Annotated in this window: 9 protein-coding genes, 1 pseudogene and 1 riboswitch; of the genes and pseudogenes, 4 read left to right on the top strand and 6 right to left on the bottom strand. The window is 51.0% G+C overall.

Annotated features, from left to right (window positions below; translation table 11 throughout):
* Positions 1–351: 351 nt before the first annotated feature.
* Positions 352–786 (bottom strand): hypothetical protein, encoded by a 435-nt coding sequence (locus GGR07_RS00875; protein WP_122056549.1) that lies wholly within the window; start codon positions 784–786, stop codon positions 352–354.
* A 114-nt stretch (positions 787–900) separates the two neighbouring features.
* Here GGR07_RS00875 and GGR07_RS00870 point away from each other — a divergent pair, with 114 nt between their 5' ends.
* Together GGR07_RS00870 and GGR07_RS00865 are read left to right on the top strand one after the other, a co-directional pair.
* Positions 901–1,587, top strand: a complete 687-nt coding sequence (locus tag GGR07_RS00870) for a response regulator transcription factor (protein WP_034544039.1) — start codon at positions 901–903, stop codon at positions 1,585–1,587.
* Positions 1,568–3,428, top strand: a pseudogene (locus tag GGR07_RS00865) (sensor histidine kinase). Before GGR07_RS00870 ends, GGR07_RS00865 begins: the two are co-directional and overlap by 20 nt.
* 913 nt (positions 3,429–4,341) lie before the next feature.
* On the opposite strand, the gene GGR07_RS00860 reads toward GGR07_RS00865, so the two are convergent.
* The 5 genes from GGR07_RS00860 to mutY form a co-directional block, all read right to left on the bottom strand.
* On the bottom strand, positions 4,342–5,286 hold the full coding sequence (locus GGR07_RS00860; RefSeq protein WP_034544037.1) for a DUF5106 domain-containing protein: 945 nt from the start codon (positions 5,284–5,286) through the stop codon (positions 4,342–4,344).
* Positions 5,287–5,665: 379 nt separating this feature from the next.
* A riboswitch (cobalamin riboswitch) is annotated at positions 5,666–5,875 on the top strand.
* Between the two features lie 1,112 nt (positions 5,876–6,987).
* Positions 6,988–7,641: a 4'-phosphopantetheinyl transferase family protein gene (locus GGR07_RS00855; protein WP_034543984.1), complete on the bottom strand. Its 654-nt coding sequence runs from the start codon at positions 7,639–7,641 to the stop codon at positions 6,988–6,990.
* Between the two features lie 7 nt (positions 7,642–7,648).
* Positions 7,649–8,995: a gliding motility-associated protein GldE gene (locus tag GGR07_RS00850; protein WP_034543985.1), complete on the bottom strand. Its 1,347-nt coding sequence runs from the start codon at positions 8,993–8,995 to the stop codon at positions 7,649–7,651.
* Positions 8,996–9,017: 22 nt separating this feature from the next.
* The gene (locus GGR07_RS00845) at positions 9,018–9,638 is read right to left on the bottom strand and encodes a single-stranded DNA-binding protein (RefSeq protein ID WP_122056548.1); all 621 of its coding nucleotides are present in this window, start codon (positions 9,636–9,638) and stop codon (positions 9,018–9,020) included.
* A 134-nt stretch (positions 9,639–9,772) separates the two neighbouring features.
* Positions 9,773–10,819 carry an A/G-specific adenine glycosylase gene (gene mutY, locus GGR07_RS00840; RefSeq protein ID WP_021646159.1) on the bottom strand — a complete coding sequence of 349 codons (1,047 nt, stop codon included), beginning with the start codon at positions 10,817–10,819 and terminating at the stop codon, positions 9,773–9,775.
* Positions 10,820–11,015: 196 nt separating this feature from the next.
* On the opposite strand from mutY, the gene GGR07_RS00835 reads away from it, so the two are divergent.
* Complete coding sequence (locus GGR07_RS00835) at positions 11,016–11,294, top strand: HU family DNA-binding protein (RefSeq protein WP_034543987.1); 279 nt, start codon at positions 11,016–11,018, stop codon at positions 11,292–11,294.
* A 272-nt stretch (positions 11,295–11,566) separates the two neighbouring features.
* On the top strand, positions 11,567–13,141 hold the full coding sequence (locus GGR07_RS00830; RefSeq protein WP_039972786.1) for an Rne/Rng family ribonuclease: 1,575 nt from the start codon (positions 11,567–11,569) through the stop codon (positions 13,139–13,141).
* The last annotated feature ends 297 nt before the right edge of the window (positions 13,142–13,438 follow it).

Here is a 13,438-nt window from a genome sequence, read left to right as displayed (position 1 = left end):
TTTTAATGAGGCAAAGATAACAAATTGGAAGCGTATTTTCCCAGCCACCGGACAAAATCTTTCAGATTCGAGTCAAGAGAGGCTTTTTTCAAGGAATCAAGCGGGTGAAACTGCAAGAGGATAAACAACCGGCATCATGCCCCAAGCTTCCATCGGCAACGTATCTTTGTGAAACTGCAACAAGATAAACAATCGGCAAGAAACAAGAAGACAACACTATCCCGATAAGTATGCGACCATAAAGTAAAAGGAGAAACAGAGATTCGTTTTTCACAAAACGGAGATTGCTTTCACACAACGAGGTTTGCTTCCCACACAACGGCACAGATTCCCACGAAACGATACAACTTTTCACACAACGGCACAGCTTCCTACGAAACGATGCAACTTCCCACACAAAGGCGCAGCTTCCCACACAACGGCACAGAGCTTCCCACGGAACGATGCAACTTTCCACACAACGGCACAGCTTCCCACACAACGGCACAGCTTCCTACGAAACGATGCAACTTCCCACACAAAGGCGCAGCTTCCCACGAAACGATGCAACTTTCCACACAATGGCGCAGCTTCCCACACAATGGCGCTGCTTCCCACACAACGGCACAGAGCTTCCCACATAAAGGCACAGATTCCCACGAAACGATGCAACTTTTCACACAATGGCGCAGCTTCCCACACAACGGCACAGAGCTTGCCACATAAAGGCACAGCTTCCCACGAAACGATGCAACTTTTCACACAACGGCACAGAGCTTCCCACGAAATGTAATGCAATCGTAACATTTGTTTCACCGGACTGTAACAAAATCTCCGCAATTTTGCTGCGGAAATGAAACGAAAAGCCTACCTTTGGGCTGTTACACTTAATATATAACATGTATATAACATGCGCCGCTTATGAATGACTACCGCATTTTGATCGTCGACGACGAAGAAGACCTCTGCGAGATACTGAAGTTCAACCTCGAAAACGAAGGATACGAAGCAGACACCGCCAACTCTGCCGAAGAGGCGCTGCGAATGGACATCGGCAGCTACCACCTCATCCTGCTGGACGTGATGATGGGCGAGATATCGGGATTCAAGATGGCAAGCATGCTGAAGAAAGACAAGAAGACCGCCGCGATACCGATTATCTTCATCACTGCCAAAGATACCGAAAACGACACGATGACCGGATTCAATCTGGGAGCCGACGATTACATTTCCAAGCCTTTCTCCCTGCGCGAGGTCGTCGCCCGGGTGAAGGCCGTACTGCGGCGTACTGCCGCCGACTCTGCGGGAGCCTCCGGAAGCATAGCGTATGAGTCGCTCGTTATCGACGCAGGCAGGAAGAAAGCGAGCGTCGACGGCAAGGAGACACCGCTCACGAAGAAGGAGTTCGAGATTCTTTCGCTGTTGCTGCAAAACAAAGGGCGTGTCTTCTCGCGCGAGGAGATACTCGACCGCGTGTGGACCGACGAAGTGTACGTGCTCGACCGCACCGTCGACGTGAACATCACCCGCCTGCGCAAGAAGATAGGGAAATACGGCAAGAACATTGTCACCCGGCTGGGATACGGATATTGTTTCGAAACCGAATAACGACCGACATCATGCACACGCCCGTACGCCGCAAACGAATTCTTTCTTTCAGCCGGAAGCTGTTCCTTTCGGTGGTTTCCCTGTTTCTGGCCTTTGCCGTGAGCTTCATCGCCTACCAGTACCGCCGCGAGAAAAGCTATAAGGTGGAATTGCTTCACACGCAACTCCAAAACCACAACGCGCGGCTGTACGAACTGTTGAGCGAAAACACGGACGGGAATGGAAGGACGGAGAGCGAAGCCGTCGACGGCTATATACGAAAGCACGGGCTGAAAGAACTTCGGGTGACCGTCATCAGTCTGCAAGGCGATGTGGCGTACGACAGCTTTCACGCTCCGAACCATCCCGCCGAGAACCACCTGAACCGTCCGGAGGTGCGGAAAGCGGTGAAAAACGGAGACGGGTTCGACGTCCGCCGCACTTCCGAAACCACCGGACTGCCGTACTTCTATTCCGCCACTCGTTTTCCGCGCTGCATCGTCCGCTCGGCGCTTCCCTACAACGTCAGTCTGAGCCACACCCTGCGGGCGGACTCGCACTACCTGTGGTTTACGGCGCTCATCACTTTGCTGCTGATGGCGGTGTTCTACCGGTACGTGCGCAAGCTGGGGACTTCGGTCAGCCGGCTGCGCGAATTTGCCATGCGGGCGGACCGCAACGAACCCATCAGCGCGGAGATGCAAGCGGCCTTCCCTCACAACGAACTGGGCGAAATATCGCAGCATATCATCCGGATATACGAACGGCTGCACGAAACCAAAGACGCGCTTTACATCGAACGCGAAAAGCTCATCACCCACCTCCGGATCTCGCGCGAAGGGCTGGGGATATTCGACAGGAACAAAAAGGAGATTCTGGCGAACAACCTCTTCATCCGGTACAGCAACCTGATAGCCGACTCGAATCTGGAGACGACCGAAGAGGTCTTCGCCATCGCCGAATTCGAAGAGATTACCCGCTTCATCAACCAGAACCGGAAGCAACCCACCGCCGGGAAAAGAGAAAAGAAGCTCTCGGTCGTTATCCCGAAAAGCGGACGGACGTTCCACGTCGAGTGCATCCTCTTTCAAGACGCGAGCTTCGAGATTTCCATCAACGACATCACACGCGAGGAGGAGCAGAACCGCCTGAAACGACAACTGACGCAGAACATAGCGCATGAGCTGAAAACACCCGTCAGCAGCATACAAGGGTATCTGGAAACCATACTGAACACGCCGGGCATCTCCGACGGGCAGGCGAATACGTTTCTGGAACGGTGTTATGCGCAGAGCAACCGCCTCAGCCGCCTGCTGCGCGACATATCGGTACTCACGCGCATGGACGAGGCAGCCGACCTGACGGACATGGAGACGGTGGACATCGGCGCGCTTGTGGGCGACATCATCGGCGAAGTGTCGCTGGAGCTGGAGAAGAAGCGCATCACCGTGACGAACACGCTGAAGGATGGCATACGCATCAGGGGCAACCATTCGCTGCTATACTCCATCTTCCGCAATCTGACGGACAATGCCATCGCTTATGCCGGCACGGACATACAGATCCGCATCGGCTGCTTCCGCGAAGACAACCAATTCTATTATTTCAGCTTTGCCGACACGGGAGCGGGAGTGCCGCCCGAACACCTGAGCCGTCTGTTCGAACGGTTCTACCGGGTAGACAAGGGGCGGTCGCGCAAGCTCGGCGGAACGGGGTTGGGACTTGCCATCGTGAAGAACGCGGTTCTCATACACGGCGGAAGCATCTCCGCCAAGCACAGTCCCGAAGGAGGACTGGAGTTCCTTTTCACGCTGGCGAAAGAAAAGCCCGCCATCGGCAAACAATCGAAGAAAAGGAAATAGAAGTCTCCTGCTCTTTTCATGCGGAGGGGAAAAAGAATCAGTCCGAAGAAACGGCGTCTGAGGTTTTCTCCATTCATAAATTAAAGAAAAACATCACGAATGAAAAGTATCAACCGCAGACATTTCGGATTCATCCTTTGTAGTCACGGTAAAAAACAATCGTTGGCAAGACAGAGTAAAGAAAAGGAAATAGAGGTCTCCTGCTCTTTCCATGCGGAGGGGAGAAAAATACGCTGTTAGCAAACAGGCAAAGAAAAGCAATAGAAATCTCTCGCTCTTTTCATGATGAGGGAAAAAAGAATCAGTCCGAAGAAACGGCATCTGAGGTTTTCTCCATTCATAAATTAAAGAAAAACATCACGAATGAAAAGTATCAACCGCAGACATTTCGGATTCATCCTTTGTAGTCACGGTAAAAAACAATCGTTGGCAAGACAGAGTAAAGAAAAGCGATAGAAGCCTCCTGCTCTTTTCATAGCGAAAGGAGAAAAATACGCTGTTAGCAAACAGGCAAAGAAAAGCAATAGAAATCTCTCGCTCTTTTCATGATGAGGGAAAAAAGAATCAGTCCGAAGAAACGGCGTCTGAGGTTTTCTCCATTCATAAATTAAAGAAAAACGTCACGAATGAAAAGTATCAACCGCAGACATTTCGGATTCATCCTTTGTAGTCACGGTAAAAAACAATCGTTGTCAAAACAGAGTAAAGAAAAGGAAATAGAGGTCTCCTGCTCTTTCCATGCGGAGGGGAGAAAAATACGCTGTTAGCAAACAGGCAAAGAAAAGCAATAGAAGCCTCCCGCTCTTTTTATGATGAGGAGAGAAAAGCCATCGATCAGCAAGCTTCTTCAGCAAACAGTAGTCGGAAGAGCCGGCACTACCCATAGACAAACGACCCACGACAGCAAACTACTTCAGCGAACGGTAGTCGAGAGATACTCCTCGATTGCCTGCACGGTAGCGTCTTTCAACAACACGTTCTTTTCCCTGTCGAGAAGGTATAAGGTGGGAATCGCTTTCAGGTCGTAGATTTGCCGGTTTTTGATGGCCGTGTGCTTGTCGTACCCGTTGATCCAGCTCTTCGGGAAATCCGCCAGATGCTTCTTCCACTCTTCCGGTTCATCGTCCGGATAGACGGAAAGAACGGCAAGCCGGTTGTTGCGATGAAGGGAACTGATGGTCGGGGCAGTCTTCAACTCTTCGATAGCAGCCGTACAGGCGTAGCAGCCGGGATTGTTGATGAAGAGCAGCGTATAGGCGGCCTTCACGCCATACAAAGAACCCTGCGCGCCCGACGCCGTTGTGTACGAGAAGTCCAGCGCTTTTGTGCCCCGACGGTTCTTCTGCGCCAGTTCGCGGCGGGCGCGGGGACGTATCTTCTCCGTCTCGTCCAGCAACGGGGAGGCGATCATCGCATCGAGCACAGGGATGTAGTGCTCTTCGTTGCGCATGGGCGAGTTGGGGTCGTACAAATATTTATCCGCCAGATCGGTGATGTAAACAAACATCTTCTTATCTGCCGCTGTCCGCTCGATGGTTACCCGCACGGCATCCTGTGCCACAGGTAGAGGAACATGCTTCAGCAGGTCGCAGTAGTCCACCCATGCCTGCTCCGTCACGTCGGGGTGATGAATATAATTCGTGTCGGCAAAGTTCACGTTATCCCAGTAATGCTTTACCAGAAAGTCTGCCCGCTGCTCGATTGTGGTAAACATGGGAGGAATGGCGGGCAAAACGATTGCTTTCACCGTATCCTGCGCCGCTTCCCCGCAGCTCCGGGTGTTGGAAGCGTTTCCGTTCTTACAGGCGCACAGCGGCACGCAAAACAAAAAGACAAAACTTCTGACAACTGCTTTCATAATAGTTCGTTGATTTTATACTATGCTCAGGCGCTCTATGTCCCACAATATCGTGCAGCTTTCATAACAACACGTTGGTTTCGTACCATGCTCGGGACGCTCTATGCTCCACGACAACGTGCAGCTTTCATAACAGCGCATTGGTTTCCGTACCATGCTCGGACCCTATACCCCACAATATCGTGCAGCTTTCATAACAGCACTTGGTTTCGTACCATGTGCTCCGGCGCTCTATGCCCCACGACATCGTGCAGCTTTCATAACAACCCGTTGGTTTCGTACACCGAACACAAAGGTAAGCTGCTTTCGTTTTTCATCAAAGGCTTTTCTTCTTTTTTTTCATATCCCGCCGACTTTCTTGCAAAAGACAAATAAACTGCCTATCTTTGTGACGCATAGGTTTGCGACGCCCACGTTACGGGCAGAGCAATTAAAAGGGAATCGGGTGCAAATCCCGGACAGTCCCGCTGCTGTGAGTTCCATACCAATGTTGCGAGCAACGACATCTTCTTTAGCCACTGGAAAGAAATCCGGGAAGGCGCCCGCAATAGGAACAAGTCAGAAGACCTGCCATGCGTTAATCTGTTCACTGCTTTCGAGGAAAAAGCGTTGAATCTAATGAACCGGACACTCTCGTCTGTCATTTTATTCACCACTCTGATTCAGAGAAAGTATGTATCAAACAATAAACTCTGCCAAGTTTATTTCAATGTCCGGTCGAAGCGAGTTCGCCCGGACATTTCGTTTTTCATCTTTTCCACTATCCGTATCTGCCAATTGCAAAATCGCCCGAAAGCGATTCGAAGAAATTCCGGCGAAGAAACCACCCTCCCAAAGAACAATCGTCGATACATAAAAAGAAAACAACAAATGCTGGTATTCCTCTTGTACCGTCTTCCCAAAGAACTATCGTCGATACATACCCCCCAAAAATGTAATTGACCCCTAAATGCCTTCTTTTCATGTTTTTTCAATGGCGACCGTTAGAAAATGATTTTTGCAATATCCGTTAGGCAAGATGTTACGAAGGTCACCACGAACCAAACTTTCCAACGAGATTTTGAGATAAACCTTCACCGGGCAACGACAGAACCTCCAATCGACCGAAACCAAGTCGCTCTTCAAGCGGGACAGAACCTCCAACCGACACCACCCGAACTTCTTCAACCCGAAGCAGTACCTACAAGCAGCTAAAGACAAAATTCCCTCAAATCGGGAAAAGCCTCCAACCGACACCACCCGAACTTCTTCAACCCGAAGCAGTGCCTACAAGCAGCTAAAGACAAAATTCTCTCAAATCGGGAAAAGCCTCCAACCGACACCACCCGAACTTCTTCAACCCGAAGCAGTGCCTACAAGCAGCTAAAGACAAAATTCTCTCAAATCGGGAAAAGCCTCCAACCGACACCACCCGAACTTCTTCAACCCGAAGCAGTGCCTACAAGCAGCTAAAGACAAAATTCCCCCCCCTGAAACCGGACAGAGCAATAAAACCTCTCAAGAGAGCAGTGTTCCGCAAACATCCGGATACAAACCGGGCGACGAAAAAGGATTTCAAACGGACAAAATGATTTGAAACGGATAAAAAGGATTTCAAACGGACAAAAGGATTTGAACCGGAGAGAGCGATACCGGTTATTTTTCTGTCTTTCAGGCAAGATGGAAACATAAAAAAGTTTGAACCGGACCAAGCGATACCCGTTACTCTCTTTTCGGGCAATCGTTCTCCGCCGTCCACGTCAACACGAAGTCGGGATGCAGGCGATAGCCCACCGCGAACACCTGATTCACGCCGGTGGCATACTCTTGCACCTCAACCACTCCGGCTTCGGCGGGAACGAAATGCGAGAGGCGGAGCCGGCGGAGGTCGGCGGAGGGGTTCTCCATGCACTTGTAGACGGTTTCTTTGGCAGACCAGTGGAGCAAAAGGCTCCAGAGGGTTTCGCCCCTGAAAGGCAATATGCGTTCGTCCTCGCGCAGGAAACGCGAGGCAACCCTGTCCACACGAGAGGAATAACGTTCGATGTCGATTCCCACGGCGGATGCGGGACTGAGTATCACGGCTGCATAGCCCTTGGTATGCGATATGCCGATGGAAGCCGAACGGTCGGTGAGAAACGGCTTACCGTGGGGAGAATAAGCAATACGCCCGGCCGACGGGCACATCACGTGCAGCAATACGCGTACCGAAAGCCACTCCTGCCGCCTCTGCACGGAAGCGAAGCTGCGGCACTCCCGACCGTATTCTTCTCTGCATGCGGCAGGCAGCAAGGCAATCAACGCCTCCGGTATCTCGTCCATCCGCCAGACGGCCCAATGCAGCCGCTCCGTCTTATGTTCCAGCACGAGAGCCATCCGCCCGTCAGCCCTCCCGTTCTTCGGTTTGCTTGGGCAGAACGGTGAACTTCACCTTCAGGATGCGGCGGCTGTCCATCTCGAGCACCTCGAACTCATAGTTGCGGTACACCACTTTCTCGTGCAGTTCGGGAAACTCGCCCTTTATCTCGAGCAACATTCCCGCCAGCGTGTCGGCATCTCCCGCCACCTTGGCAAACTCGTCCTCTCCCACCTCCACGATCTTGTAGAAGTCGCTCAGAAGCGTCTTCGCCTCGAATATCCAAGTATGGTCGTTCACCACCACATACGTGCGTTCTTCCTCGTCGTATTCGTCCTGAATCTCGCCCACGATTTCCTCGATGATGTCCTCCATCGTCACGATGCCCGACGTCCCTCCGAACTCGTCCACCACGATGGCTATATGTATCTTATTCGCCTGAAAGTCGCGCAGCAAGTCGTCTATCATTTTTTTCTCCGGAACGAAGTAGGCGGGACGTATGAGCGACTGCCAACGGAAGTTGTCGCCCTTGTTGAGATGCGGCAAGAGGTCTTTGATGTAAAGCACCCCCTTGATGTTGTCGCGCGATTCGGAGTACACCGGAATGCGCGAATAAGCGTTCTCGATGACACACCTGATCACTTCCGTAAAAGGAGTGCGTATATCCAGATCCACCATGTCGAGGCGGGGCGTCATCACCTCCTCCACAGTCTCCCCGCCGAAGCGGATGATGCCCTCCAGAATATTGGTCTCTTCGGATATCTCCGTCTTGTCCGTCAGCTCCAGCGCATGCGACAGCTCGCTGACGGAGATATTGCGCCCTTTCCTCCCGAAAAACTTGTTCATGAAGGCGGTGGAGCGCACCAGCACCGTAGCCACGGGATGGAACACTTTCTCCAACACCCGGATGCCCGGCGCGGCAAACCGACAGAAGGCCAGTGTCTTTTGCGCCGAATAAATCTTCGGGATGATTTCGCCGAACAACAGCAGCAGGAACGTAAGGATGACAGTGAGCAACAGAAACTCCGCCAAGGGCGAATGAAACTCGAACACGTGCATGAAGAAGAAGTTGCAAAGCATGATGATGGTCACGTTCACGAAGTTGTTCGTAATCAGTATCGTTGCCAGCAGGCGTTGAGAGTCCTCCAGAAGCGTGCTTATCTTTTCGTCGGAGGGATGATTGCGCTCTCCGATATCGTTCAGGTCGGAAGGCGAGAGCGAGAAAAAGGCTATCTCGGAAGCCGAAGCAAAGCCCGATGCGAGTAGAAGCACACCCGCCAGTATGATGGCCGCAACGGCCGAAAAAGAAGGAGTATTTACGGTGATACCGTTGAAAATGTCAGCCAATTGGCTTAAATAACCATCTGAGTCCAAAGAGTTTCGGTTTTAGTTAAACTTAAAACGGCAAGTCATCTGCCGGATTATCTTCTGCGGGCTGCCCCTGCGGCGACTGCATAGGTCCCTGCTGTCCCTGCGGCGAGTACCCTTGCGAAGGTTGCGTCTGTCCCTGCTGCATCTGCGAAGGCTGAGCTTGCGATGAGTATCCCTGCGATGATTGCCCCTGCAAAGGCTGCCCCTGCGGCGAGTACCCCTGCGAAGGCTGCGTCTGTCCCTGCGGCAAGGGGTTTCCCTGCCCCATCTGCGAAGAAGCGGATGCGGTCGCAGAAGCCCCCGTACTTGCACCTTTCGGAGTCAGCATTTCCATATTGTCCGCGTAAACTTCCGTGATATAACGCGTAGCCCCCGACTGGTCGGTGTACGAACGTGTCCTGATCTTACCCTCCAAGTAAAGCTTGTCGCCTTTGTGCACGTATTTATCCACCACTTCTGCCAAGCGGTTGGACACGACGATGTTGTGCCATTCCGTTCGCTCGGGAATCTGTGTTCCGTTCGACAGCGTGTAGGCACGATCCGTCGTAGCCAACGGGAAAGTCGCTACCGCCGAGCCTGTATCGAAGTATTTCACGCGCGGGTCTTGTCCCACGTTGCCCAATAATATCACTTTATTTACTGACATATACGTATTTATTTAATGAAAGAACATTCTGTTCCGCTGCCAAAATTAAACATTCTAATCGTAGCATGCAAGGACTTTCGAAAAATATTAATCGTTGACGAGACTTCCCGGAGAATATCCTGCACCCCATATTTCTATCTTCCGCCGGCGTACGAATCGCCGACGAAAGCCTGAATCAGCCTCGATACGGCAAAGCTGTCGAGGTCTTCGAGAAGTATCTTCCTGTATCCGGCAAACGAAGCCGAGCTTTCGGGCAGCGACACCTCGTAGAAATCGGCGTAGATCACCCGGTGAGACAGCACATGCTTCACATTCTTGCGCACCGGCCTCACAGCGGGACGCTCGCCCGGAGCAATCCACTCTCTGAAGCGGGGGTGGGCAAGCAGCTCCTCTTCCTTTAGCGGGACGGGAGCCTCTATCAGCGGAAACTCGAAAAGATTCTTCCAGATATCGTCGTCTGTCCTCTTTTTTATATAAGTATACGCGCCCGCACGCACGAACATATAATGAAAATAACGGTCGGTCGTCTTCGTCTTATGCCGCTTCATCGGCAGTTGCGCCACGGTTCCCTTCGCCAGAGCCGCGCAACCGCCGGAAAGGGGGCACTCCCCGCAACCGGGCGACCGTGGCGTGCATTGCAGCGCACCGAAGTCCATCACCGCCTGATTGTACACGCCCGGACGCCGCTTGTCCATTACCTCCTGCGCCAATGCGGCAAACAGCTTCTTGCCCTGCGTAGAGTCGATGGGCGTATCGATGCCGAAGAAACGCGAGAGCACCCTGTACACATTGCCGTCTACCGCTGCATAAGGCATCCCGTAGGCGAACGAACACACCGCCGCGGCAGTGTACTCCCCCACCCCCTTCAAAGCCCTCACTTCGGGATAAGTGCGCGGAAAAACCCCGTTCATGCTCCGTGCGGCGGCATGCAGGTTGCGTGCGCGCGAGTAATAGCCCAGCCCCTGCCAGTACTTCATCACCTCGTCCTCGTGTGCGGCAGCCAGCGACTCCACGTCGGGAAACCGCTCCACGAAACGCAGGAAGTAATCATACCCCTGCGCCACACGCGTCTGCTGCAAGATAATCTCCGAAACCCAGATACGGTAAGGGTCGGACGACTCCCTCCACGGAAGCTCCCGTTTATGCACTTCATACCAGTCGATTATTTTTTCTGCAAACATTGATCAGCCATTAAAGTTTATTGCTGCCGGAGCTGCGAACTCTCCGACCAAGGCGCAAACTTACGAACTAAAAAACTCAAAATCTAAAAAAACTAACGAAATTTGTGGAGAATATATTTTTTTAGGAAGCCAAAAAGCTATATATTTGCAGTCCAAAAAATTAGCAAGAAAACTATTAATAATATTTTTTAAGAAAATGACTAAAGCAGATATTGTAAACGAGATTGCGAAGAAAACCGGGATCGACAAGGCGACGGTTCTTACCACAGTAGAAGCATTCATGGATGCAGTAAAAGAATCATTGTCGAATGATGAGAATGTATATCTCCGCGGATTCGGTAGCTTCATAGTGAAGAGAAGAGCTCAGAAAACAGCCCGAAACATTTCGAAGAACACTACCATCATCATCCCCGAGCACAACATTCCGGCTTTTAAACCGGCCAAGACATTTACAATTTCGGTAAAGAATCAATAAACAAGAGTATTAACCCATAAAAGAGAAAAAGCTATGCCAAGCGGAAAAAAGAAAAAAAGACATAAAATGTCTACGCACAAGCGTAAAAAAAGACTAAGAAAGAACAGACATAAAAGCAAAAAATAATTTTTTAAGTCTGATCGGAACAGAATAAAGAACAAACTTGCGAAGCTTCTGTCTTTCAGGTTTGTTCTTTGTTTAAGAACCCGATTCCCGGGTTCCTGCCTGTGTACACCGACCCTAAAACGAACAAAAAAAGTAAAAAGAAACAAGTGACAAGCGAATTAGTAGTAGACGTACAACCCAAAGAAGTCTCCATCGCATTGCTCGAAGACAAGAGCCTCGTGGAACTTCAAAGCGAAGGAAGAAACATCTCCTTCTCCGTAGGGAATATGTATTTGGGACGCATCAAGAAGCTGATGCCCGGACTGAATGCATGCTTTGTGGACGTGGGTTACGAGAAAGACGCTTTCCTTCATTACTTAGACCTGGGTCCGCAATTCAATTCTATCCAAAAGTACGTAAAGCAGACTTTAAGCAACCAGAAGAAGCTGAACCCCATCGGCAAAGCAACCCTGCTTCCCGACCTCGACAAAGAAGGCTCCATAGCCAACACCCTGAAGGTGGGACAAGAAGTAGTGGTGCAGATCGTAAAGGAACCCATTTCGACGAAGGGCCCTCGGCTGACGTCCGAGATTTCATTCGCCGGACGCTATCTGGTGCTGATCCCTTTCAACGACAAGGTTTCCGTGTCGCAAAAAATTAAATCGAGCGAAGAACGTGCCCGCCTCAAACAGCTGCTCATGAGCATCAAGCCGAAAAACTTCGGCGTCATCGTGCGCACGGTAGCCGAAGGCAAACGCGTGGCGGAGCTCGACGGAGAGCTTAAAGTGCTGGTAAAGCATTGGGAAGAGACTATCACAAAAGTACAGAAGGCCTCCAAATTTCCGACGTTGATCTACGAAGAAACGAGCCGCGCCGTAGGGTTGCTGCGCGACCTCTTCAACCCTTCTTTCGAGAACATATACGTCAACGACGAGGCCGTGTATCACGAAATCAAAGACTACGTGACACTCATCGCTCCCGACCGGGCGAACATCGTGAAGCTGTATAAAGGGCAACTTCCCATTTACGACAATTTCGGTATCACCAAACAAATCAAATCGTCGTTCGGCAAAACAATCTCTTACAAGAGCGGTGCCTACCTGATTATTGAGCACACTGAGGCGCTTCACGTAGTAGACGTGAACAGCGGCAACCGCACCAAGAATGCCAACGGGCAGGAAGGAAACGCGCTCGAAGTGAACCTTGGAGCCGCCGACGAGCTGGCGCGCCAACTGCGCCTGAGAGACATGGGAGGTATCATCGTGGTGGACTTCATCGACATGAACGAAGCCGCCAACCGGCAAGCGCTTTACGAACGCATGTGCGCCAACATGCAGAAAGACAGGGCACGTCACAACATCCTGCCGCTCAGCAAATTCGGCCTGATGCAAATCACACGCCAACGCGTGCGCCCTGCCATGGATGTGGATACGACCGAAACCTGCCCCGCCTGCTTCGGAAAGGGAAAGGTCAAATCGTCCATCCTCTTTACGGATACTTTGGAAAATAAAATCGACTACCTGGTCAACAAACTGAAGGTAAAGAAATTCTCGTTGCACGTCCATCCGTATGTAGCCGCTTACATCAATCAGGGCATCATGTCGCTGAAGCGGAAGTGGCAAATGAAATACGGATTCGGAATCAAGATCATCCCCAATCAGAAACTCGCGTTCCTGCAATACGTGTTCTACGACACACAGCACGAAGAGATCGACATGAAGGAAGAGATCGAGATCAAGTAAAGGGGGAATACAGCCGGGCTGCCGGCATTCTCTCAAAACCTTATGAACGAATTACCCAAGACTACGGCCGAGTCCCGTACTCTTGGGTAATTTGTTTTTTATTGCTGCCACTATATGGAATTACTTCTCAAATGGGTACTTTATCAGATAAATAAACCCTAAAAGTTTTTTGTGTAACTTTCAGGGTTCAAATCACAGAGCCATATCCCGGCTCCTCAAAAAAAACGGAGGTGTGTCAAAATTCCATTTTCCTTAAATCAACTGTCATTTGTAAAGAACAATCGCTATCAAAGAGCT

It is taken from the genome of Bacteroides pyogenes (assembly GCF_014196225.1).
Lineage (GTDB): Bacteria > Bacteroidota > Bacteroidia > Bacteroidales > Bacteroidaceae > Bacteroides > Bacteroides pyogenes_A.
The sequence above is the reverse complement of the archived record's forward strand: the minus strand, read 5'-3'. Positions and strand labels throughout refer to the sequence as shown.